A 22,865-nucleotide genomic window follows, 5' to 3' on the forward strand; every position below is an offset into this window, starting at 1 on the left:
ACCGTTTCGGACGGACCAAGATCGGCGTACGAGGAGGCACAGTGCTGACGACGGCGGTGGACATCCCGACCAGCGACGGAGTGGCGGACGCGAGCCTGACCCGACCGGACGGCGACGGTCCGTTCCCGGCGGTGCTGCTCTTCATGGACGCCATCGGGCCGCGCCCGCGCCTGGTCGAGATGGCCGAGCGGATCGCCGCCCGGGGTTACCTCGTGCTGACGCCCCATCTGCTCTACCGGGGCGGCCGGGCACCGCTGTTCGACCTGTCCCGACTCGGTGAGGCCGACGGGCGCGCCGCCCTCTTCGCGAAGGCCATGCCGTTGATCGGCGCGTTGACCGCGGACGTGATCAGCCGGGACACCGCCGCGTACCTCGACTTCCTGGCCGCCCGCGACGACGTGCGGCCGGGCCCGGTCGCCATCACCGGTTACTGCATGGGCGGCACGAACGCGCTGCGGGCCATCGAGGCGCACCCGGACCGCATCGCGGCGATCGCCAGCTTCCACGGCGGGCGGATCGTCACCGACGCGCCGGACAGCCCGCACCTGGGTGTCGCCTCGATCACCGGCGAGGTGTACTTCGGGCACGCCGACGCCGACCAGTCGATGACGCCCGAGCAGATCGCCACGCTGGAGAAGGCTCTCGACGCCGCCGGAGTGCGGTACCGCTCCGAGGTGTACGCCGGCGCCCACCACGGCTACACCATGGCAGACACCCCGGCGTACGACGAGCAGGCCACCGAGCGTCACTGGCGCGCGCTCTTCGACCTCCTGGACCGCACCCTGCCCGCCTGATCACGAGCGCGACGAACGCTTCCACTCCGGCAATCTTGGACAGTTTCCGTTAGCTCGTAAGCTCGTAACGGAAACTGTCCAAGATTGAATCGGCAAAGCGTCTTTGGCGACGGCAGCCACCCGCCCGCTCAGCGGCGCAGCAGCACCGGGCCGGCGTCGATGCGGGTGCGGAACAGCGCGTACGGCTTGCGCCGCAGGTCCTTGCCGCCCTGGTACTGCGGCTGTCGGTGCAGTTGGTTGGCGGTGACGTAGAGGTACCCGTCGGTGGCCACCGACATGGTGTCCGGCCAGAGCAGTCGCGGGTCGTGCACCACCGTCTCGTACTCGCCGTCCGGCAGCCGGCGCAGCACCGCGTTGTGCTCGTACGAGGTGAGGTAGAGCCGGCCCGCGTCGTCGCTCTCCAACCCGTCCGACGCGGTGCCCTTGTCGCCTTCGTCGATGACTGTCGCGGCGGCCGCCTCCTGGGTGACGCCCGGGTCGGCCAGCGCCTCGGTGGAGACGCTGTACCAGCGTCGGGACGTCAGCGGGCAGTAGTGGAGCCGGGTGCCGTCGGCGGAGATCGCGATGCCGTCGGAGCCCATCGCCACCGGCTTCGGTGGCCCGTCCGCCGGCCGTTCGAGGAACGGTCGGCCCTCGACCACCGGCCGGAACGACGTCAACGGCTCAGCCTTGGTGGACGGGTGGTCGTGCAGCCGCCGCCAGGACGCCCCGCTGGCCAGGTCCACCACGATGATCCCGTTCGGCCCGGAGACGGCCGAGTCGGTGATGTACGCGACGCCCGCCTCGCCGCGGCGCAGGTCGAAGCGGACGTCGTTGAGGTACGTCGTCGGCAGCGCCACGTCCGCCGGGAAGGTGATCACCTGGGCGACCGTGTCGGTGTCCAGGTCGATCCGGACCAGCTTCGGGCCGCCCGGCTTGGTGGGCTGGAACATCGGACTGCCGGTGTCCAGCACCCAGAGCCGGTCGGCCGGGTCCACCACGATGCTCTGCACCGACACGAAGGCGCCCGCGTCGTCGTCGCCGGACGGGTCGTTCCAGGCCTGGTCGGGGTAGGGCACCTCGCTGCCGTCGCGCAGTTCGACGACGGTGGCCGGCACCTCGTCGCCCCACTTCGGAAAGTTGACGAAGATCCGGCCCCGGTGCGAGACGCTCACCCCGGTCGGCATCGGGCCGGTGAAGGTGTGCACCAACTCCAGCTCGCCGAGCGGCTCGTCGCCGACCGGCCCGTTCACGCTGCCCACCCCGTGCTGCTCATCGTCTCGCCCCCTGCCGGTCGGCCGACCCACCTGACCGCGGGCGACCCTGCCCGGGTCTATTCCCGCCCGGGCGTCCGGTATGCCTCGCCGCCGTCGGGCTCGGCCGCCTGTCAGCTCGGCCGGCTGTCAGCTCGGCCGGCTGTCAGCTCGGCCGCCTGTCAGCTCGACCGGCTGTCAGCTCGACCGGGGTCAGCTCGCTGGCGCGGTGGCCGGCGCGGTGGGTAGACCGGGGACCTCGACGTCCACCGCGAGCAGCGCGCCGTCCTGCGGGCCTGGCGTGTCCAGCCCCACCCGGGCGGTGCCGATGAAGAGTCGGCGCAGGTCGGGGCCGCCCAGGCAGATGCCGGCCGGTTGCGTGGCCGGCAGCCGGATCTCCCGGTCGAGGGTGCCGTCGGGCCGGTAGCGGCGTACCGCGGCACCACCCCACAGCGCGATCCACAGGTGGCCGGCCGCGTCGAGCGTCATGCCGTCCGGGCCGCCGTCGGCGGGGGACAGCCGCACGAACGGCTCCCGCCCGTGCAGGGCGCCGGTGGCGGGGTCGACGGTGAACCGGTCGATCTCGCCGCGTGGCGTGTCGGCGAGGTACATGGTGGTGCCGGCCGCGTCGAACGCCGGCCCGTTCGGGATGGTCAGTCCGGTCACCGCGGGGACCGGCTCGGCACCCGGGGTGAGGCGGAACAGCGTGCCCCCGCCGGGCACCATCGCGTACGTCATGCTGCCGGCCCAGAAGCGGCCGTGCGGGTCGGCGACCGCGTCGTTCAGCCGGGTCGGCTCGGGTGCGTCGCCGACCAGGTCGGCGACCGGTCGGGGGTCGCCGGTGGCGGGCAGCACCGTGACGCCGGTCCCGGCGGCGGCCAACCATTCGCCGGGCCGGTCGACCACCGGGGCGACCGCACCGAGTGGCACGTCGAGACGGCGCAGCTCCCGCAGCGGGGTCGGGGCGTCGCCGTCGGTCTCCAACAGTCGCCCGGCCAACAGGTCGACCAGGACCAGCCGGTCGTCGACCCAGCGCAGGCCCTCACCCAACTCCAGCCGGTCGGTGCTCCAGACGGTCGGCTCGGTCAACTCCATGGTGCTCCTCCAAAGGATCGTCAGCGGACCGTACCGCCCGGGCCGTGGTCGAGCAGCGCCAGCTCGGCCCGGTCGGGCAGGCCCTCCCAGTCGCCCCGGGTGGCGACCGCGAACGCGCCGGTGGTGACGGCCCGGTCCAGTCGGGCCGGCGCGTCGAGGCCGTCGAGCCAGCCGGAGAGCAGTCCGGCAACGAAGGCGTCACCCGCGCCGACGGTGTCCACCACCGGTACCGTCCGGGCTGGACGGTGGGTCGTGCCGGTCGCGCTGTGGCTGGTCGCACCACCGGCGCCGTGCTTGACCACGACCTCGGTGACGCCGGCCGAGAGTAGCGCCGAGGCCGGGTCGCTCGCGTCGGTCAGCACGGCCAACTCGTCGTCGGAGGCGATCACCAGGTCGATCGACGGCAGCAGCGGACGCAGCGCGGCGGCGGCCTCGGAGATCGACCAGAGCCGGTTGCGGTGGTTGACGTCCAGGCAGATCGTGCTGCCGGCCGCACGGGCACGCCGTACGGCCTCCACCACCGCCTGGTACGGCTCGACGCCGAGCGCGCAGGTGATGCCGGTGACGTGCAGCAGTCGGGGTGGTGGCCCGGGCGCGTCGAAGGCCCCTGTCACGTCGGCGGGGCCCAGCCGGGAGCCGGCCGACCCGGCCCGGTGGTAGGTGACCCGGTTGATGTCGGCGACCCGGTTCTCGAAGAGGATCAGCCCGGTCGGGGCGGTCGGGTCGACCCGGGACCAGGTCAGGTCGACACTCTCGGCGCGCAGCGTACGGCGGACCAGTTCGCCGGGTTCGTCGGTGCCGGTGACACCGACCCAGGCAGGCCGGTGGCCGAGCCGGGCCAGGCCGATCGCCACGTTCGACTCGGACCCGGCGACGGAGATGCTGGCGGTGCCACCCAGTCGCAGCGGACCGGTGGTGCGGAACGCGGCCATCGTCTCGCCGAGCGTGAGCAGGTCGGTCATGGCCGGACCGCCGCGAGGAAGGCGGCGGCGCGTTCGCGCAACGCCGTCGGGTCGCCGCCTCGGACGGCGTCGCCGAGCAGCGGGGAACCGACGCCGACCGCTGTCGCGCCCCGGTCCAGGTAGCGCCGGGCGCCGTCCGCGTCGACCCCACCGACCGGCACGAAGGCGGTACCGGGGAACGGGTCGCGCAGGGCGCCGAGGTAGTCGGGCCCGCCGAGGGAGGCCGGGAAGAGCTTGATCGCGGCGGCCCCGCCGTCGGTGGCCTGCACCACCTCGGTGGGGGTGAGCGCACCGGCGAGCACCGGCAGGCCGAGCCGACCACCCTCGGCGAGGCTGGCGGCGATCGCCGGGGTGACCAGGAAACCGGCGCCCGCGTCGGCCGCCGCGCGGGCGTCCTCGGCGCTGAGCACGGTGCCCGCGCCCAGGCCGAAGTCGGGCCCGAGGGCGGCCCGGGCGCGGCGGATGATGCCGAGCGCGTCGGCGCTGGTCAACGAGACCTCGACCAGGGCGACGCCGCTCTCGGCCAGGGTGAGCACGGCGGTCAGCGCGGCGGCCGGGTCCGGGCCGCGCACGATGGCCAACAATCGATGGGTACGCAGCTCGTCGAGCAGGTTCATCACGGTGTCCTCAGTGGGTGCGGTGGGCGGAGATGGTGAGTCGCCAGGTGACCTCGCCGGTGGGCGGGACGACCGCCGCGTCGTCGGGGCCGGCGTCGGCCAGGTCGAAGGCCGCACCGAGCATCGGTTCGACGCCGATGCTGCGGTAGGGGCCGTTCGCCGGCCAACCGCCCAGGTTGCGCCAGAGCGCGGTGCTGCGGGGTTGGCCCGCGCACTCCAGCTCCAGCGTGAGCCGGTCGGCTCCGTCGATCACCTGGACTCGGGCACAGTCGAGCAGCACCGCGCCGAGCGCGGTCCCGTCGTCCGGCCCGAACGTGTCCAGGGCCAGCCCGGCGGGAGCCGGCCACGGCCCGGTCAACCACGGGGCGCCGGTGGGCCAGCTGCCCGGCGGCAGGAGCGCGGCGGCCTCCGGGTGCAGCCGGGTCGGGGTGCCGGCGGGCGCGTCGAGGCCGGCGGCGGGCGAGAGGTCGAGCAGGGCGTGTGCGGCCCAGACGAACCGGTGCCCGGGGTCGGCGGCCAACCGGTAGTCGGCCACCACCACACCGCTCTCGTCGGTGATCCGGCGGCTGAGGGTGAACGTCGGCCGCTCGATGACCACGGTGCCGGGGGTGGTGCTCCGCCACGGCCGGGACCACACCTCGCCGTGGTCGGGCTCGCCGCGCACGGTGGGCAGGCACTCCTCCAGGCCACCGGCGTCGACGAACGCGTCGTCGGGGCGTACCCGGTGCCGGCCGGGTGCCGGGCCGCGCCAGAGCCACTCCCGGTCACCGCCGTGCAGACTCGTCCACCGGCCACCGTGCGCCGCGTCGTACGCCACCCGCAGCGGCACCGGCCTCGGGCTGCTCACCACTCGGCGAACGACCCGTCGGCGTGCTGCCAGACCGGGTTGCGCCAGGCATGTGGGGTCTGGGCGGCCTTGCGGACCGCCGCCTCGTCGACAGTGATGCCCAGGCCGGGCCGGTCGAGGCGGGCGATGTGCCCGTCCACGAAGCGGAACGGCTCCGGGTCGACCAGGTAGTCCAGCAACTCCGAGCCGGCGTTGTAGTGGATGCCGATGCTCTGCTCCTGGATCAGGAAGTTCGGCGTCGCGAAGGCCACCTGGAGGCTGGCCGCCAGGGAGATCGGGCCGAGCGGGCAGTGCGGGGCGAGCAGCGCGCCGTACGTCTCGGCGAGCGCGGCGATCCGGTGGACCTCGGAGATCCCACCGGCGTGCGACAGGTCCGGCTGGACCACGGCGACCCCGGCCTGCAACGGGCCGAGGAACTCGGACCGACCGTAGAGCCGCTCGCCGGTGGCCACCGGGATCGGTGTGCTGGCCACGATGTCGCGCAGGTGGTGAGCCTGATCGGGCAGGACCGGCTCCTCCACGAAGAACGGGCGCAACGCGGCCAGCTCGGGCAGGATCCGGCGGACGGCGGCCATTCCGGCGCGACCGTGGAAGTCCACAGCGATGTCCCGGTCGGGGCCGAGCACCTCGCGCGCGGCGGCCACCCGGCCGATGACCGCGTCCACCTCGGCCGAGGTGGGGATCGGCGAGAGCCGTCCGCACGCGTTCATCTTGACTCCGGTGAGGCCGGCGGCGACCTGCGCGGCGGCGGCGTCGGCCACCTCGTCGGGCTCGTCCCCGCCGATCCACGAGTAGATCCGCACTCGGTCGCGCACGGGCCCACCGAGCAGCGCGTGCACCGGCGCGCCGTACGCCTGCCCGGCGATGTCCCAGAGCGCCTGGTCGAGGCCGGCGACCGCGCTGGAGAGGATCGGGCCGCCCCGGTAGAAGCCGCCCTTGGTGAGCACCTGCCAGTGCTGCTCGACGCGCAGGGGGTCGGCACCGATCAGATGTTCGGAGAGCACCTCGACCGCGCTGCGCACCACCTCGGCGCGGCCCTCGACCACCGGCTCACCCCACCCGACCAGCCCGTCGTCGGTCTCCACCCGGCAGAACAACCACCGTGGCGCGACCAGGAAGGTCTCGATCCGCTCGATCTTCACTGACTGCCCCTTCGTCCCCGTACCTTCTCGACGTCGCGGACGGCCTTGTCCAGCAACTGACGCATCGCGGTCTCGGCCGCTGTCTCGTCCCGGTCGCGCAGCGCGTCGACCACCGCGCGGTGGCTGGGCACCGGGTCGTCGTGCGGGGTGCCGCCGTGCACCAGTCGGTCCCGTTCGGCGAGCCCGGTCTCCATCACCACCTCCATCCGCTCCAGCAGCTCGTTGTGGGTGGCGGTGAGCAGCGCGCGGTGGAAGGCGAGGTCGGCGGCGATGGCGGCGGCGGGGTCACCGTTGGCCTGGGCCATCTCGTCCAGTGCCCGGTCGAGGGCGGTCAGGTCGTCCTCGGTGGCGCGGGTGGCGGCCAACCGCGCGGCGGCCGGCTCGATGATGGCGCGTACCTCGTGCAGTTGGTCGAGCAGCCGCTGGTCGGTGCCCTCGGCGAACTGCCAGCGGATCACGTCACCGTCGAGCAGGTTCCAGTCCGACCGGGGTCGGACGAAGGTGCCGCGCTTCTGTCGGGCGTCGACGATGCCCTTGGCCGAGAGGACCTTCAGCGCCTCGCGGAGCGCCGTGAGGCTGACGTCGAACTCCTCCTGCAACGCGACGATGTTCAGGGTCGCCCCGGCGGGGATCTCGCCGGTGAGGATGCGACGGGCGATCGCTTCGACGGTCTGCCCGTGGACGCCGCGGCGTGCGTACTGTGCCAATGCTCCTGGCCTTTTCGCTGGTCGGTATCGATCTCTCAGGCCGAGGCTTTCACCGCTGTCCAGCCACCGTCCACCACGAGGCTCGCGCCGGTGACGTAGGCGGCGTCCGGTGAGGCGAGGAAGGCGACGCTCGCGGCCACCTCGTCCGGTGTGCCGAAGCGCTTCGCCACGGTCTCCGCGACGCTGCGCTCGCGGTCCTCTTCGGACACGTCGGCCCAGGCGGCGGTGAGGATCGGCCCGGGCAGCACGGTGTTGACCCGCACCTGCGGGCCGTACTCGACGGCGAGTTGGCGGCCGAGCGCGACCAGGCCGCCCTTGGCCGCGGCGTACGCGGGCCGGCCGGGCAACCCGACCAGCGCGTGCACCGAGGAGATCAGCACCACCGTGCCCGAGCGTGCCCGCAGGTCGTCCAGGCAGGCGCGGACGCCGAGGAACGAGCCGGTGAGGCTGACGCCGAGCTGGTGGTCCCAGGACTGCCGGGTGGTCTCGTGGGCCGGGGCGACCCGCACGGCGTACGCGGTGCTGATCAGGATGTCGACCGGGCCGAAACCCTCCCGCACGGCGCCCACGGCGGCCGTCCAGTCGGCCTCGTCGCTGACATCGCCCACTACGGACAGTGCACGGTGACCGCTTGCGGTCAGCTCCTCGGCCAGCGGGGCCGGGTCGGCGACGTCGAGCAGCGCGACGGCGGCACCCTCGGCGGCCAGTCGCCGGGCGATGGCCGCGCCGATCCCACCCATCGCGCCGCTGACCAGCGCGTTCTTGCCATCAAGTCGGCGCATAGGCTGATCCACGTGACCCTCGCCTTGATCTCATCTAATCATTAATTACGAAGATATCTTGACAGTCGGCGACGGCCGATGCAACCTTCTCGTCACAGCATTCACATGGACGACACATTGCGCGGTGACGCTGCGTGTCGTAAAGGAAGGGATACCTCCGTGAGCGACTTCGACCCCGGTCGCCGGCGATTCCTTGGCCACCTCGGGCTTGCCGGCCTGGGCGCGCTCGGCGCCAGCTCGTTCCTCAGCGCGTGCGCCAGCTCCGCCAGCGGGCCGACCACGAGCAACGGCTCGGGCGCGGTCACCATCCAGTCCAACCTCTCCTCGCCGCAGGCCAAGGCGGCGATGGAGAAGCTGATCGAGACCTTCAACGGGCAGGGCAAGGGCACGGCGAGCCTCAACACCATCGCCTCGGAGACCTTCCGGACCCAGCTGCCGACCTACCTGACCTCGGCCAACCCGCCGGACCTCTACACCTGGTACGCGGGCTCGGTCGCCAACGACTACGCCAGCAAGAACCTGCTGCTGGACGTCTCCGAAGTCTGGAAGTCGCTGGGCGACTACCCCGAGTCGCTGCGCACCCTCTCCACCGACGCCAGTGGCAAGCAGATCTTCGTGCCGATGAACAACTACTGGTGGGGCTTCTTCTACCGCAAGTCCAACTTCGCCAAGTGGGGCGTGCAGGAGCCGAAGACCTGGACCGATTTCCTGGCACTCTGCGAGACGCTGAAGGGCAAGGGCATCCCGCCGATCGGCATCGGCCTCGGCGACACCCCGTGGGTGGCCTCGGCCTGGTTCGACTATCTCAACATCCGGATCAACGGTGCGCCGTTCCACCGCGAGCTGCTCGCCGGCAAGCAGCGCTTCGACGACCCGAAGGTCAAGGCGGTCTTCACCCGCTGGCGCGAGGCCCTGCCCTACTTCGACCCCAAGGGCAAGGCGTACCCGTTCCAGGAGGCGACCACCGCGCTGCTGGCCGGCAAGACCGGCATGTTCCTGATCGGTACGTTCTTCGCCGACGCGGCACCCAAGGACGCGCTCGGTGACCTGGACTTCTTCCGGTTCCCGATCATCGACCCGGCGGTGCCGCTGGCCGAGGAGGCACCGACCGACGGCTTCTTCGCCAGCGCGAAGAGCGCCAACCCGACCGGCACCAAGGCCCTGCTCAGCTACCTGGCCGGTGTCGAGGCCCAGGAGGCGTACGTCAAGGCCAGCTCCGGGATCGTGCTGCCGGCCAACCCCAAGGCCCGGGCGTCGGACTCGCCGCTGGTGGTCAAGGGCAAGGCGATGCTGGGCGAGGCCAAGGAGCTGACCCAGTTCTTCAACCGCGACTCCAGCGACGCGCTCCAGCCGACCGCGGACACTGCGCTGACGAAGTTCATGGACAAGCCGGACCAGATCGACGCGATCCTGCGGGAGTGGCAGGCCGGCGCCGAGAAGGTCTTCAAGGGCTGACGTGACAGCAACGATCTCCACGACTTCGGTCACCCCCACCCGGCGGCGGCGACGGTCGGCTCGACTGTCGCCGCTGCTGGCGGCGTTCGTCCTCGTACCGTTCGCGGTCGAGAGCGTCTGGGTGTTCTGGCCGGCGATCCAGGGCTTCTGGTTCTCCCTCACCCGCTGGGACGGGATGACCCCGCCGACCTTCGTCGGCACGGACAACTACGTCGAGTTGGCCGGCGACGCCACCTTCCGGGGTGCGCTGGTCAACACGGTGATCTGGTTGGTGCTCTTCGGCGGCCTCTCCGTGCTGGGCGGCTTCGGGATGGCGCTCGTCCTGCAGAAGGAGCGGCGCGGTGTCGGCTTCTACCGGGCCGCGCTGTTCACCCCGGTGGTGTTCTCCCTGGTGGTGACCGCGCTGGTCTGGCGGGTCTTCTACCAGCCCGACGGCATCGCCGACACGCTGCTGCGGGCGGTCGGGCTGGAGCAGCTGATCCGGCCCTGGCTCGCGGACCCGCAGACCGCCCTGTACGCGGTGATCCTGCCCGCGCTGTGGCGGCAGATCGGGTACGTGATGGTGCTGTTCCTGGCCGGGCTGAAGGCGATCGACCCGGCGCTGCACGAGGCGGCCCGGATGGACGGCGCCAACTCCTGGCAACGACTCCGGCATGTCACCATCCCGCAGCTCAAGGGGGTCAACGCCGTGGTGTTGTCGGTCATCGTGATCGATTCGCTGCGCTCGTTCGACATCGTCTGGTCGCTGACCAAGGGCGGGCCGTACCACTCGTCGGAGCTGCTCAGCACCTACATGTACTCGACCGCGTTCCAGAGCCTGCGGCTGGGCTACGCCTCCGCGATCGCCGTCGTGATCTTCGTGCTCGCGCTGGCCGTCATCCTCGGCTACCTGGTCCGCGCGTTCCGGGAGGAAGCGTCATGAACAAGCTCCGTACCGGAGCCTTCCACACCGGCATGATCCTGCTCTCGCTGCTCTGGCTCGGCCCGGTGCTCTGGGTGGTGGTGATGTCCACCCGGTCGTTCGACGACATCGCCGCACACGGCGTGGGCAGTCTGCCCCGCTCGTTCACGCTGGACACCTACCGGCAGGCGTGGACCGACGGAGGCGAACTGCGCGCGCTGATCAACAGCATGCTGGTCACCGTCCCGTCGGTGCTGGTGAGCCTGGGGCTGGCCGCGATGGCCGCCTTCGCCCTGAGTCGCTTCCGGATCCCCGGCCGGCGGACCATCCTGCTGCTGATGCTCGCCGGCAACCTGCTCCCGCCGCAGATCCTGCTCATTCCGGTGGCCAAGTTCAGCGAGCTCACCGGCCTGTACGACACGCTCTGGGCGCTGATCGCGGTGCAGGTCGGCTTCGGGCTCGGCTTCTACACCTTCGTCCTGCACGGCTTCATGCGGGACCTGCCGGGCGAGATCCAGGAGGCGGCCACCATCGACGGGGCCGGTACGGCGCAGATCTTCACGAAGGTGATGCTGCCGCTGACCCGACCCGCGCTGGCCGCTCTCGGGGCGCTCTCCTTCACCTGGATCTTCAACGATCTGCTCTGGGCGATCACCGTGCTGCGTACCGACGACAACATGCCGGTCACCCCGGCGCTGCTCGCCCTCCAGGGGCAGTTCGTGTCGTCCTGGAACGTCATCGCCGCCGGTACGGTCATCGCAGCCGTGCCCACCGTCGCGGTTTTCCTGCGCTTCCAGCGGCACTTCGTCTCCGGCCTGGCGCTCGGAGCGGTCAAGTGACCGCCGAGGCCGGGCGGCGTTGGACGCTGCGCGGCACGCACACCGAGTACACCGTGCGAGTGCCCGCGCACGGTCGCTGGCTGGAGCTTGTCGCGTGGGGGCCGCACGGTGTCTCCGACGGCCCGTCGCCGGTCGGCTACGACGGTCCGGTCCCGTTCCTCACCGCCGGGGACGCCGCCCCCGTCGAGTACGCCACCGACGCGGATCGCCCGTTCACCGGCCCCGACCTGGTGATCGAGACATCGAACGGGCAGCGACGGGTGGGTTTCGTCCACACCGACGCGCGGATCGACGCCGACCAGCGGGAGCTGGCCGTCGAGTTCGCCGACCCGGTCACCGGGCTGCGCGCCACCGTGCACTACCGGGTGCCCGCCGGCACCGACGTGGTGCAGCGCTGGGTCGAGCTGACCAACGACGGCACCGACGCGCTGCGGGTCGTCCGGGCCGGGTCGGGCGGGTTCTGCGTACCGACGCCGCACGGCGCGCTGCTCAGCCACCAGTGGGGGCAGTGGGCGCAGGAGTTCCAGCTCTCCCACGTCGAGCTGGGCCACGGAGCGTTCAGCATCGGCAGCTCCCAGGGCGTACCCGGGCATCTGCACGTGCCCTGGCTGGCCGTGCGCGACACCGCCGAGCCGGCCGGGCCGGCGTGGGGGATGGCGTTGGCCTGGACCGGCTCGTGGGAGATCAGCGCCGAGCGGGACACCGGCGGGCTGACCCGGGTCCGGGTCGGCCGTCAGCTGGTCGACGGCCCGTTGGAGTTGGCCGCCGGCGAGCGGCTGACCCTGCCGGTGGCCACCGGGGCGTACAGCCCGGACGGCCTGGACGGGCTGGCCCGCGTCTGGCACACCCACCAGCGGGCGCTGGCCGCCGACCGGCTCACCGGACGCCCGGTGCTCTACAACTCCTGGGAGGCGACCTACTTCGCGGTCGAGGCGCAGAGCCAGCTCGCGCTCGCCCGGATCGCCGCCGAGCTGGGCGTGGAGACGTTCGTCGTGGACGACGGCTGGTTCGTCGGCCGCAACGACGACACCGCCGGGCTGGGCGACTGGACGCCCGACCCGGCGAAGTTCCCGGCCGGGTTCGACACGTTCATCGCCGACGTCCGCGCCCTCGGGCTGAACTTCGGGCTCTGGGTGGAGCCGGAGTGCGTCAACCCGAAGTCGTCGCTGTACGCCGAGCACCCGGACTGGGTCTACGCCGTCGACGGTCGACCGCTCACCCCGGTCCGCAACCAGTACCTGCTCGACCTGGGCCGGCAGGAGGTCGCCGAGTTCGTCCACTCCACAGTCGACGGTCTGCTGCGGCGGTACGACATCGACTACCTGAAGTGGGACTTCAACCGCCCGCGTACCGAGCCGGGTCGGTCCGGTGGGGTGGGCCCGATCGACCTGGACGGCGCGCACGTCGCCAACCTGCACCGGATCTACGAGCGGTTGCGCCGGGACCATCCCGGTGTGCTGATCGAGGCGTGCGCCGGCGGGGGAGCGCGGACCGACCTGGCGATGGCCGCCCGGGCCGACGTCTTCTGGCCCAGCGACAACACCGGCCCGCTGGATCGGCTGGCCATCCAGTACGGCTTCCTGCACGCCAACGCCCCGCACCTGCTCAGCTCCTGGGTCACCGACGCGCCCGGCCTGTTCGACCCCCGGCCCCGAACGCTGGCGTTCCGATTCGTCCTGGCGATGGCCGGTGTGCTCGGCATCGGCGCGGACATCCGGGCGTGGACCCCCGCCGAGCGGGCCGAGGCGGCCGGCTGGATCGCCCGATACAAGGAGATCAGGGACGTCGTCACGCGGGGCGAGGTGCACCTGATCGGTGGCCCCGACCAGGCCCGCTGTGCGGTGCAGTACACCGCGCCGGACGAGAGCCGGGTGGTCGTCCTGGCCTGGCACACCGGTCGGCTCGACGGCGCCGGGCTGCTTCCGTCCCGTCCGGTCCGGTTGCCGCTGCGCGGCCTCGACGCGACGGCCCGTTACTCGCACGGCGACCGGCACTACTCCGGCAGCCACCTCGCCGCGGTCGGCCTGCCCGTGCAGTGGAGCGCGACCCACGACGCCGACCTCATCGTGCTGACCCGCGACTGAGATCGGAGTACCACCACCCCCACCCCCGAGGGACAGGAGTACCTCCATGCGCCTGAACCGACAGCTGACCGCTGCCCTGGCCGTGCTCGGCCTGGGCCTGGCCAGCCCCATGCCGGTGATGGCCGGCCCACCCCACGCCGACCCACCGCAGGCCGGCCACGGGCCCGGCCGCCCCGGCCACGATCCGGCGGCCACCGGCGCGGAGGACCAGGGCGCGCCGACCTTCTTCAACAGCGGGCTCGCCCCCACGCCCTACCAGGGCTGGAACACCTACTTCGGTCTCGGTGGCGACCCCACCGAGGCCGAAGTGCGGTCGGTCACCGACCACATGGTCCACAGTGGCCTGCGCGACGCCGGCTACACGTACGTCTGGATCGACGGCAACTGGGCCGCGCCCACCCCGCGTAACGAGGCCGGCAACCTCGTCGCCGACCCGGCCCGCTTCCCCGGCGGAATGGCGGCGCTGGCCGCGTACATCCACAGCAAGGGCATGAAGGCCGGCATCTACACCGACGCGGGCCCCTACCTGCCGGGGCAGTGCGGGCTCGGCAGCAACGGCCACTACCAGGCGGACATCGCCCAGTTCGCCAGCTGGGGCTTCGACGCGCTCAAGGCCGACTGGCTCTGCGGCCGGGCCGCCGGCCTCGACCCGGAGACCACCTTCCGGGAGTTGGCCGAGGCGGTCCGCCAGTCGCCCCGACCGATGCTGCTCAACATCTGCAACCCGGTCAGCTCGGACTGGGGCGGCGGCCCGTACACCCCGGAGCAGCTCTCCACCTGGAGCTACACGTACGCGCCCACCATCGCCGACTCCTGGCGGACCTACACCGACGTCGGGCTCACCGACCCGACCCCGCAGTGGGCGTACCCGTGGGTGCTGCGCAACATGGACGTCAACGCGTACCACCCGGCGGCCACCGGGCCGGGGCACTACAACGACCCGGACTACCTGCTGCCGATGCGTCCGTTGCCCGACGGCGGGTATGAGCTGAGCCTGGAAGAGTCCAAGACGCAGCTCGGCATGTGGGCGATCATGGCCGCGCCGCTGGTGATCGGCTCCGACCCGCGTGGCCTGCCGAAGGAGATGATCTCGGCGTTGACCAACCCGGAGATCATCGCGGTGGACCAGGACCCGCTCGTCCGGCAGGGCGTCAAGGTCGCCGACACCGGCACCGACGCGCAGGTCTGGAGCAAGGTGCTCGCCGGCTCCGGCAAGCGGGCCGTCGCGCTGCTCAACCGGCACGTCACCGCCCAGCAGATCACCGTGAACTTCGCCGACGTCGCCCTCGGCGGGCCGGTTCGGGTTCGTGACCTGTGGTCCCGCTCCTCAGTGGATGCCCAGCCGGGCACCCCGGGTATACAGCCGTTCACCGGCTCGTACACCGTCGAGGTGCCGGCGCACGGGGTGGCCATGCTCGGCCTGACCGGCACCGACCAGGTCGCCGGCGCCGACCTCGGTGGCACCGCCAGCGCCAGCCCCGCGCTGGTCCGGGTGGACGACACGCACGCCACCGCCTTCGTCCGCGACGCGCAGGGCGCCCTGGCGGTCAACACGCGCTCCGGTACGACGTGGGGGAGCCGGTGGACCTCCCTCGGTGGCCCGGTCGGCGGCCGGATCCTCGGCCAGCCGTCGGCGTACGGCTCCGCCGACGGGCGGATCGACGTCTTCGTCCGGGGCACCGACAACGCCGCCTGGCAGCGCAGTTACGCCGCCGGCAGGTGGGGACCGTGGCGCAGCCTCGGCGGCACGCTCACCGACGCGCCCACTGTGGCCTGGACCAGCCCGACGCAGTGGACGCTGGTCGCCCGCGGTGCCGACGGCAAGCTCTGGTCGCGTACGCCGAGCGCCGGCTGGACCGGCGTCGGTGCTCCCGACAACCGGCCGTTCTACGGTCGGCCGAGTGCTGTCGTCGACGACGCCGGTGTGCTGCACGTGGCGGTCCGCAGTCGCACCGACGAGGTGTGGTGGAGCAGCCGGACCGGCAGCACCTGGTCGGCCTGGGCCAACCTGGGCGGCACCACCAGCGGCAGCCCGACCCTGCTCGCCACCTCCGGCCGGGTCTACCTGTTCGCGTTGGCCGCCGACAACCGGCTCTGGCAGCGCAACCTGAGCGACGGCGCCTGGGGCGGCTGGTTCCGACGCGGTGAGTTCGCCACCGACGCGTTCCGGGGTGCGCCCGGGGCCGCCGCCGGTGCCAACGGCAGCGCCTGGCTGGCGGTACGCGGCGTGGACGACCGGGTGCACCAGGTCGTCCTCTGATCCACGGTGGCGGGCCGTCGGTCGACGGCCCGCCACCAAGCCAGCCAGGTCAGGCCGGGACGAGTTCCCGGCATCGGCGCAGGGCGGCCAGGGCCAGCGGAGCGTCCCGGCCCGCGATCCCGGCCTCCAGCTCGGCTACCGCTCCCGCGGCCCGTCCCGGATCACCGGCTGCGGCTGCCGCCTCGGCCAGCACCAACACAGCATCGGCGGCCCACGCCAGGATGCCCTTTCCGCGCACCAGCGACAGCGCGTCCGCCGCGTGCCGGACGGCCTCGTCCGGACGCTCGGCCAGGGTCAGCTGGGCGAGCGCCGAGAGCGCCTGCACCAGCGGCCAGATCGCCCCGACCCGCCGGGCGTCGGCCACCACCTCCCGCAGCGCCCGTTCGGCCACCTCCACCTCGTTGGCGCTGTCGTCGCCGCCGCTCGCGGTGCCGGCGGTCCGGGCCAGCACGGTCGCCAGTTCGGCCCGCGCGTCCAGCAGGGTGACCGGCATCCGCTCGGCGCTGGCGACCAGCCGGCGGAGCCGTTCGGCGAGCCCGTCCAGCCGGCCGGCAGCCCGGTCAAGTGACAGCTCGGTCGCCTCCACCAGGGCCGTCAGCCGCTCGTACCCCGTCTCGTCGACCAGCGCCCGCCCGGCCGCCAGGAGCGCTTCGGCCTGCTCGGGATGACCGGCGTGCAGCGCGCCCTGCGCCCAATTCAGGCAGGCGCGGGCATGTTCGCGGGGCCGGTCGGCCAATTCGGCGGACGCGCGCAGCTGCGTGATGATCGCCCAGGCCGCCGGGTCGCCCGACTCCAGCAGCAGCGAGGCTCGGGCGATGCGGACCGCGAGGTGCGAGGCGGGATCTCCGCTGGCCGCCGCGGCGGTCTCCGCCTCAGCGCAGCGGGCCAGGTGGTCGTCGACGTGCCGGCCCACGACGGTGTCGGGGGCTGCCAGCACCGCGAGCGCCGGGGCCTTGCGGCGCGGCGCTCGCAGGAACGGCACGGCACGCTCGATCTCGGTGTACCCGCGCAGCGCCTCACCCTGCTGGCGCAGCATCCGCCCCAGCACCAGACCCAGCTCACCGCGGGCGCCCGGCGGCAGCCGTCGGTCGGCGAGCAGCCGTTCCAGCACCGGGATCGCCTCGGCCTGGCTGAGCCCGTCGATGGCCGACCGGCCCAGCTTGGCGGCGAGCCGAACCCGTACCGGTCGGGGAAGCTCGGCGACGTCCATCGTCTGGAGCAGGAAGCTGGCGGCGGTCGCGTCGTCGCCGCGCTCGGTGGCCAGGTCGGCGGCCGCCTCGGCGTTGCGGACGAAGTCGGCCCCGCTGCCGGCCCGGCGGTAGTGGTGCGCCAGTTGGGCTACCGGCTTCGGCAGTTCCTGCTCCAGCACCCGGGCGATCCGCAGGTGCAGCCACTCCCGGCTCTCCCGGGGTACCAGGTCGTACACCACCTGTCGGGCCAGGTCGTGGCGGAACCGCAGGCCGTCCCCGGCGTCGTGCAGCAGGCCGGCCCGGTGTGCGGCGGTCAACGCCGCGCCGATCGCCATCCGGTCCAGGCTGAGCACCGAGGCGAGGACGCGTTGATCGGGCGTCATCCCCAGCACGGCCGCCGCGCCGAGCACCTCCCGGGTGGCCTCGTCGAGCGGGCGCAACCGCCAGAGCAGTACGTCACGCAGGACGAACGGGACACTGTCGTCCGCCAACGGGTCGCCGCCCCGCTCGGCGAGCGTACGCAGCACCTCCTCGACCACGAACGGGATGCCGGCGGTGCGGTCGAGCAGGGTGGCGGTCAACTGCTGCGGCGGGTCGTCGAGCCGCAGGGTGCGTGCCGCCAGCCGGCGTACGTCATCGGCGTCCAGCGGGCTGAGCGGGACGCGCGTGACGCTCCATGGCGGAGTCCGCGCCAGGGCGTCGTGGATCGGCGTACTGCTCCCCGGCGTCGCCGTGCGCGCGGTCAGGAGCACGGCCAACCCCTCCACCGGGTGGGTGCTCAGGTAGGCGAGGAGTTCGCAGGTCGCCGGGTCCGCCCAGTGCAGATCCTCCAGCAGGAGGGTGGCCGGGCTCAGCGCGGCGAGCACCGCCGCGACCGCGCGGAGCAGGCGATGTCGTTCGGCCGCCGGGTCGGTCAACGGGGGCGGCGGGTCCGGCAGTACGTCGGCCAGTTCGGGCAGCAGCGGCGCGAGGGCGCCGGCCACCGGGCTGAGCGGACCGAGTCGGTCGGCGCCGCCCCGGATCGCGTCCAGCAGCACGCCGAGCGGAAAGGGCTCGGGCACGTCGTCGCACTCGCCGATGAGGTGCCGCCCGGGGAGTTCGGCGAGCAGCTCGGCGACGAGCCGACTCTTGCCGATTCCGGGCTCGCCCTCCAGCAGGATCAGGCAGGGCGGGGTTGCGACGAGCCGGCGTAACTGGGCCAGCTCCGTCACTCGGCCGACGAACTCGACGGGTCCGCGCAGACGTTCGGGGCGGACGGGAGTTGGGCTCCCGCCGCCCCGTGTCTTGTCCTCGCCACCGTCGATCACCGTGGGCCGAGCAGATCACCTCTGCCCGGCGGGACGGTGGGCCGGCGGACCGGCGGTGACCTGGGTCACACGCCAGCCCGCCGGCCCGTCGGTACGGTCAGGACTGGACGGTGACCGGCACGGTCTTCAGCGAACCGTCACCGTTGCGGAACTCCAGCACCCCGACATAACGCTTCCCCGGGGCGAGGTCGGACCAGCGCAGGGTCAGGTTCGCCGTCGCGCCCGGCTGCACGTTGCGCTGCTTCGGGTCGATGACGGTCCGGCCGACTGAAGTGCCCGGCGCGCCCGGCAGGAAGCTGGTCACGGTGTACGCGTTCGCGCCGTCCTTGATGTTCTCGGTGAACTCCTGCTCGACGACCACGATGTAGTCCCCGGCACCGTCCGGCAGGGTCACCTTGGCGCCGATCCGGGTGCTGGCCGTGGCGGTGACGAACTTCCCGGACTTGTCGTAGACGTTGAGGCTGAACTCGGTGCACTCCATCACGCCCTCCTCGTCCTCCCAGTCGATGTGGGAGCAGGTGGGTCGCGCCGACGTCACGTGGATCTCCGGACTGCGGGTGCCGGCCGGCACGTGCAGGGTGGTCCTGCTGATCGACGCGGGCAGCGGCACCGGCAGGTTGTTCGACGTGCTCCAGTCCCAGCTCGGTCCGTCGCCCTTCAGGGTGACCACGCTGCTGGTGCCCGAGGTCAGGCCGGAGATCTGGGAGATCAGCTGACCCTTGTAGCCGACCTCGGCGGCGATCCGGACGCTGCCGAAGGTGCCCTTGCCGGTGATGGCGTCGGGGGCGACCAACCCGGAGTTGTGCACGACCAGCGGGCTGCGTACCGCGTGCTTGAACTGGTCGCGCCAGGTCAGTGAACCGTCGGCCCAGGTGTCGAACGCGCCGCCGGTGTTGGTCACCTCCACGGTGAAGCTGGCGCTCTTGCCGGGGCGGATCTGCATCTTCTTCGGGGTGACCTTGACCTGGTAGCCCGGCGGGGCCTGCACCGACGAGGTGTAGGTGCTGGTCTTGTCGCTGACGTTGGTGACCGTACGGGTCACCTTCTGCTTGCCCACCATCCGGCCCAGCGAGATCGACGGGTAGTTGAGCTGGGCCGTGTCGATCGCGCCGATCGTGTCACAGCCGTCCAGGTCGCCGAGCCCGTAGTCGCTGCCACGGTCGGCGGACACCCCGCACAGGTACTGGATCCAGTCCTGCTGGTTGGAGTCGTAGACCAGGCCCGGGTCGAAGGCGCTGCCCGGCTCCACCTGACCGGCGCCGTAGTTGAGCGGAGTCGCGTCGTACGTGCCGATCTTGATCGGGTTGCCCTTGTCGGTCTTGTCCACCGCGCTGGTCATCAGCGCCGAGCGGACCGCGGCCGGCGACCAGTCGGGGTGCTTGGCCAGCAGCAGGGCGGCGATACCGGCGATGTGCGGCGCGGCCATCGAGGTGCCCGACTCCAGGGCGAAGTCGTTGCCGCCGATGGACGGGGAGAACGCGGCGACGATGTCCTGACCGGGCGCGCTGATGTCCGGCTTGAGCAGCTCGCCGGCGTTCAGGTTCGACGGGCCCGCCGAGGAGAACGCGGCGACCGCGGGAGCCTCGACCGTCTCCAGCTTGCTCGGCGAGATGCTCGCCGTGGCGTTGCCCTTGGCGACGTACGCGGTGACCGTGGCCAGGTCGACCTCGTTGATGTGCACGGTCGGCACGGCCTGCACGTCGGCGTTCAGGGAGTTCAGCTCGTCGTTGTACAGCACCATGCCGACCCCGCCGGCCCGCGCCACCTCGATGCTCTTGTCGGTACGCGGGATCTCGCCGCGCAGGCAGAGCACGATCGCGCCCTTGACCTTGGCCGGGTCCAACGTGTCGTCGGCGCAGAGGCCGGCACCGTAGGCGCCGTCCGGGTCGATTGCGCTGTCCTTCGCGAAGACCAGTCGGGCCGGCCCGACGCCGGTCTCGCCCATGCCCACGCCGGCGATCGTGGTGCCGTTGCCGAGGGTGAGTTTGCGGGTGTTCTGCTGGTCGGTCGTGCTCGCGGCCACCGTGGTCAGCCACGGCGTCGAGTTGTCGACCGTGTTGGCGAACGGGCCGGAGTTACCGGCGGCGGCGGCGACGAAGACCCCGGCGGCGGCCGCGTTGAAGAACGTCGCGTCGACGGCCCCGAACTGCTCGGTGTCGTCACCGATCGAGTAGTTGATCACGTCGACGCCGTCCGCGACCGCGTCGTCGATGGCGTGCACGATGTCGATGTCGGTGCCGGTCGCTCCGCCCGCGCCGTTGTCGTACAGCGCCTTGTAGATCGCCAACCGCGCGGCCGGCGCCATGCCGGAGATCATGCCCAGGTCCTGGGTACCCGACGTCGCCCGCACGCCGTGGATGCCGGCGGCGGTGCTGGCCGTGTGGGTGCCGTGGCCGTTGCGGTCACGCGGCGAGGAGTAGTCGTCCGGGAACGCCTCGGCGATGCCGCTGTCGTTGTACCAGCGCGCCCCGATCACCTTGTTGTTGCAGGTCACCGGTGCCTCGATGCCGACGTCGCAGGTGCCCTTCCACTTGGCGTCGATGATGGCCTGGTCGGGGCGCGGGCTGGGCAGCGGCGCGAAGCTCGCGCTCTCCGGCCAGTAGCCGCTGTCGATGACCCCGATGATCACGCCCTCGCCCGCGTGGGAGTCTCCGCCGAACTCCTTCTTCCACACCCCGCCCTTGCCGGTCAGGCCCAGGTAGTCAGGGGTGTGTGCGGTGGCGGCGTGCACTTTCTGGCTCTCGTACACCGCTCGGACGCCGTCGGTGGCGCGCAACCGGGCGGCCTGCGGCCCGGTCAGGTCGGCGGCGAAGCCGTTGAACGCGGTCTCCATGGTGACGCGGGTGCGCTCGGCTGGCACGCCGACGCGGTCCAGCACCGACTTGCGCTTCTGGCGCAGGTGATCCCGGTACGCGCTGGCGTTCCCGGACGTGCGGTTCAGCTTCGCCCCGTCGGCCGGCTTGGTCGCGGCGATCCCGGGAACCCCGCCGGTGTAGGTGGCCAGCGGCTCCTCGGCGAGCTGGACGAGATAGCGGGCCGTCGGTCCGTTGCTGGCCGGCGCAGCGGTGGCGCTGCCGGGCAGGCTGGTGAGCCCGGCTGCGGTCAGCGCCACGGCGGCCAGCATGCTGACCCCGTGCCTGACCCGTCCGGTCCGATGGGTGTTCGGTTGTGGCACGTCGCTGCCTCCACATTCGATGCCGGCCGCCACGACTGATGACGGTGGCCGAAACCTAGGATCGGTACCGATCATCGAGAAGCACTCGTAACCTGCCCGTCATCTTGGAAACAAGCTCGTAACACAACGGGTACTTTGCGCGTCATTTCGGGACGTCGGCTCGGGGGATTAATGGCATTTGGTCGACTGTCCGTGCCGTCGGTCGAGTCCGCCTTCGTGGTCTTCGACGCCCAGAGCTCGGGCTGCCTGTCGTACGGAGTCGAGGAGGCGGGCCGCCGCTGGCTCGTCAAGACGGCCGTCACGGTCGAGGGCCGAGCATCGCTCACCCGCGCCTGCGCGGTGCACGCCGCAGTCCGCCATCCGGCGATCGTCCGTCCTACCCGGACGATCCCCGGCGCGGCTGGTCCCACGCTCGTCTACCCCTGGCACGACGGCAGCGTGCTGAACCATGCCACCGTGCACAGCGCGGACCGCAGCGCGCTGGCCCGATTCCAGCAGCTGCCGGTCCCGCAGGTCGAGGCGGCGCTCGACGCGATCCTCGACGCCCACCTCGCCGTCAGCGCCGCCGGCCTGGTCGCCGTCGACCTCTACGACGGCTGCTTCCTGTACGACTTCACCGCCGGTCGAATGCGGTTGGTCGACCTCGACGAGTACCGACCCGGGCCGTTCGTACTGGAGGCGGACCGGCTGCCGGGATCACGTCGCTACATGGCGCCGGAGGAGTTCGTCCGCGGCGCGGTCATCGACGAGCGGACCACCGTGCACGCGCTCGGCCGCACCCTGCACCACCTGCTCGATTCGCCGGAGGTCACCAGGGATGCCGCCGGCCACCGCCGTCCCGCACGGGCCGCGAAGCGCCGGCGGGACACACCGGAGGCGTGGCGGGGCACCGACGACCAGCGCCGGGTGGTGGAACGAGCGACGAGGCAGGCGCCAGCCGCCCGGTACCCCGACGTGCCGGCCCTGGTCCGCGCCTGGCGGCTGGCAACGCCGTGAACCGGCCCGTGGCACGTCCCCGCAGAAGCGGGCCGCGCGTGCCGACCATGTCCGGGCGTGGGGCGTGGGGCGTGGGGCGTTGGGGCGTGGGGTGCGGGGCGTGGGGTGCGGGGGTGCGGGGTGCGGGGCGCGGGGGCGCGGGGGCGCGGGGTGCGGGGTCGGGGCCCGGGGTCGGGGCCACGGCGCCTGGTCGGGGTGCGGCAGGGCCCGGGGGTCGGGGTGTGGGGCGCGGGGCCAAGGCCCGGGGTGCGGGGTCGGGGCGCGGGACCGGAGTGCGAGGCCAGGGTGCGGGGGGTCCAGGGCCCAGGGCCTACGCGCGGGGTGCGGGGTGCGGGCCCACGGCCGGGGCCTGGGGCTGGGGGCGCGGGACTGGGCGAGCGCTCCTACGTGCGTCGGTGGTAGTGGTTGCGGCGGGGGACCTGTTCGGGGTCGAGCCAGGCCGGTGGCACGAATTCGGGGTGGCCGTCGCCTGCCAATCGC

17 protein-coding genes are annotated in these 22,865 nt (G+C 72.5%); 7 read left to right on the forward strand and 10 right to left on the reverse strand.

Features of this window, described 5'->3' with window-relative positions; all coding sequences use genetic code 11:
* The first annotated feature begins 41 nt into the window (after nucleotides 1-41).
* On the forward strand, nucleotides 42-794 hold the full coding sequence (locus V6U86_RS26595) for a dienelactone hydrolase family protein (RefSeq protein WP_334507779.1): 753 nt from the start codon (nucleotides 42-44) through the stop codon (nucleotides 792-794).
* Nucleotides 795-922: 128 nt separating this feature from the next.
* On the opposite strand, the gene V6U86_RS26600 is transcribed toward V6U86_RS26595, so the two are convergent.
* The 8 genes from V6U86_RS26600 to V6U86_RS26635 all read right to left on the reverse strand — a co-directional run bounded on the left by V6U86_RS26600 (nucleotide 923) and on the right by V6U86_RS26635 (nucleotide 8,178).
* A complete protein-coding gene (locus tag V6U86_RS26600; protein ID WP_334507781.1) occupies nucleotides 923-2,035 on the reverse strand; it encodes an L-dopachrome tautomerase-related protein in 1,113 nt (370 codons plus the stop codon).
* A gap of 204 nt (nucleotides 2,036-2,239) precedes the next feature.
* Nucleotides 2,240-3,121 (reverse strand): SMP-30/gluconolactonase/LRE family protein, encoded by an 882-nt coding sequence (locus V6U86_RS26605; protein WP_334507784.1) that lies wholly within the window; start codon nucleotides 3,119-3,121, stop codon nucleotides 2,240-2,242.
* Between the two features lie 20 nt (nucleotides 3,122-3,141).
* Nucleotides 3,142-4,083, reverse strand: coding sequence for a sugar kinase (locus V6U86_RS26610; protein WP_334507786.1), 942 nt, complete (start codon nucleotides 4,081-4,083; stop codon nucleotides 3,142-3,144).
* Nucleotides 4,080-4,700, reverse strand: coding sequence for a bifunctional 4-hydroxy-2-oxoglutarate aldolase/2-dehydro-3-deoxy-phosphogluconate aldolase (locus V6U86_RS26615; protein WP_334507787.1), 621 nt, complete (start codon nucleotides 4,698-4,700; stop codon nucleotides 4,080-4,082). The genes V6U86_RS26610 and V6U86_RS26615 overlap by 4 nt, the downstream gene beginning before the upstream one ends.
* Nucleotides 4,701-4,710: 10 nt before the next feature.
* Entirely contained in the window at nucleotides 4,711-5,529 is an 819-nt protein-coding gene (locus V6U86_RS26620; RefSeq protein WP_334507788.1) for a hypothetical protein, read from the reverse strand.
* A 14-nt stretch (nucleotides 5,530-5,543) separates the two neighbouring features.
* Entirely contained in the window at nucleotides 5,544-6,689 is a 1,146-nt protein-coding gene (gene dgoD / locus V6U86_RS26625) for a galactonate dehydratase (RefSeq protein WP_334507790.1), read from the reverse strand.
* Nucleotides 6,686-7,396, reverse strand: a complete 711-nt coding sequence (locus V6U86_RS26630) for a FadR/GntR family transcriptional regulator (protein WP_334507792.1) — start codon at nucleotides 7,394-7,396, stop codon at nucleotides 6,686-6,688. Before V6U86_RS26630 ends, dgoD begins: the two co-directional genes overlap by 4 nt.
* A 35-nt stretch (nucleotides 7,397-7,431) precedes the next feature.
* Nucleotides 7,432-8,178, reverse strand: a complete 747-nt coding sequence (locus V6U86_RS26635; RefSeq protein ID WP_334507793.1) for an SDR family NAD(P)-dependent oxidoreductase — start codon at nucleotides 8,176-8,178, stop codon at nucleotides 7,432-7,434.
* Nucleotides 8,179-8,337: 159 nt separating this feature from the next.
* Between V6U86_RS26635 and V6U86_RS26640 the strand changes: the two genes are divergently transcribed.
* The 5 genes from V6U86_RS26640 to V6U86_RS26660 are packed head-to-tail and all read left to right on the forward strand — an operon-like array spanning nucleotide 8,338 to nucleotide 15,717.
* On the forward strand, nucleotides 8,338-9,633 hold the full coding sequence (locus tag V6U86_RS26640) for an ABC transporter substrate-binding protein (protein ID WP_334507795.1): 1,296 nt from the start codon (nucleotides 8,338-8,340) through the stop codon (nucleotides 9,631-9,633).
* 1 nt (nucleotide 9,634) lies between these two features.
* Complete coding sequence (locus tag V6U86_RS26645) at nucleotides 9,635-10,555, forward strand: carbohydrate ABC transporter permease (RefSeq protein ID WP_334507797.1); 921 nt, start codon at nucleotides 9,635-9,637, stop codon at nucleotides 10,553-10,555.
* Nucleotides 10,552-11,373 (forward strand): carbohydrate ABC transporter permease, encoded by an 822-nt coding sequence (locus V6U86_RS26650; RefSeq protein ID WP_334507799.1) that lies wholly within the window; start codon nucleotides 10,552-10,554, stop codon nucleotides 11,371-11,373. Before V6U86_RS26645 ends, V6U86_RS26650 begins: the two co-directional genes overlap by 4 nt.
* Complete coding sequence (locus V6U86_RS26655; RefSeq protein WP_334507801.1) at nucleotides 11,370-13,457, forward strand: alpha-galactosidase; 2,088 nt, start codon at nucleotides 11,370-11,372, stop codon at nucleotides 13,455-13,457. Before V6U86_RS26650 ends, V6U86_RS26655 begins: the two co-directional genes overlap by 4 nt.
* Before the next feature lie 46 nt (nucleotides 13,458-13,503).
* Nucleotides 13,504-15,717, forward strand: a complete 2,214-nt coding sequence (locus V6U86_RS26660; RefSeq protein WP_334507804.1) for a glycoside hydrolase family 27 protein — start codon at nucleotides 13,504-13,506, stop codon at nucleotides 15,715-15,717.
* 49 nt (nucleotides 15,718-15,766) lie between these two features.
* Here the strand turns inward: V6U86_RS26660 and V6U86_RS26665 are convergent, their stop codons facing one another.
* The gene (locus V6U86_RS26665; RefSeq protein WP_334507806.1) at nucleotides 15,767-18,214 is read right to left on the reverse strand and encodes an ATP-binding protein; all 2,448 of its coding nucleotides are present in this window, start codon (nucleotides 18,212-18,214) and stop codon (nucleotides 15,767-15,769) included.
* 97 nt (nucleotides 18,215-18,311) lie between these two features.
* A complete protein-coding gene (locus tag V6U86_RS26670) occupies nucleotides 18,312-21,338 on the reverse strand; it encodes a S8 family serine peptidase (protein WP_334507808.1) in 3,027 nt (1,008 codons plus the stop codon).
* A 222-nt stretch (nucleotides 21,339-21,560) separates the two neighbouring features.
* On the opposite strand from V6U86_RS26670, the gene V6U86_RS26675 reads away from it, so the two are divergent.
* Nucleotides 21,561-22,385 carry a serine/threonine protein kinase gene (locus V6U86_RS26675; protein WP_334507810.1) on the forward strand — a complete coding sequence of 275 codons (825 nt, stop codon included), beginning with the start codon at nucleotides 21,561-21,563 and terminating at the stop codon, nucleotides 22,383-22,385.
* The last annotated feature ends 480 nt before the right edge of the window (nucleotides 22,386-22,865 follow it).

Source organism: Micromonospora sp. CPCC 205558 (assembly GCF_036902955.1).
In the GTDB taxonomy this organism is placed as follows: domain Bacteria; phylum Actinomycetota; class Actinomycetes; order Mycobacteriales; family Micromonosporaceae; genus Micromonospora.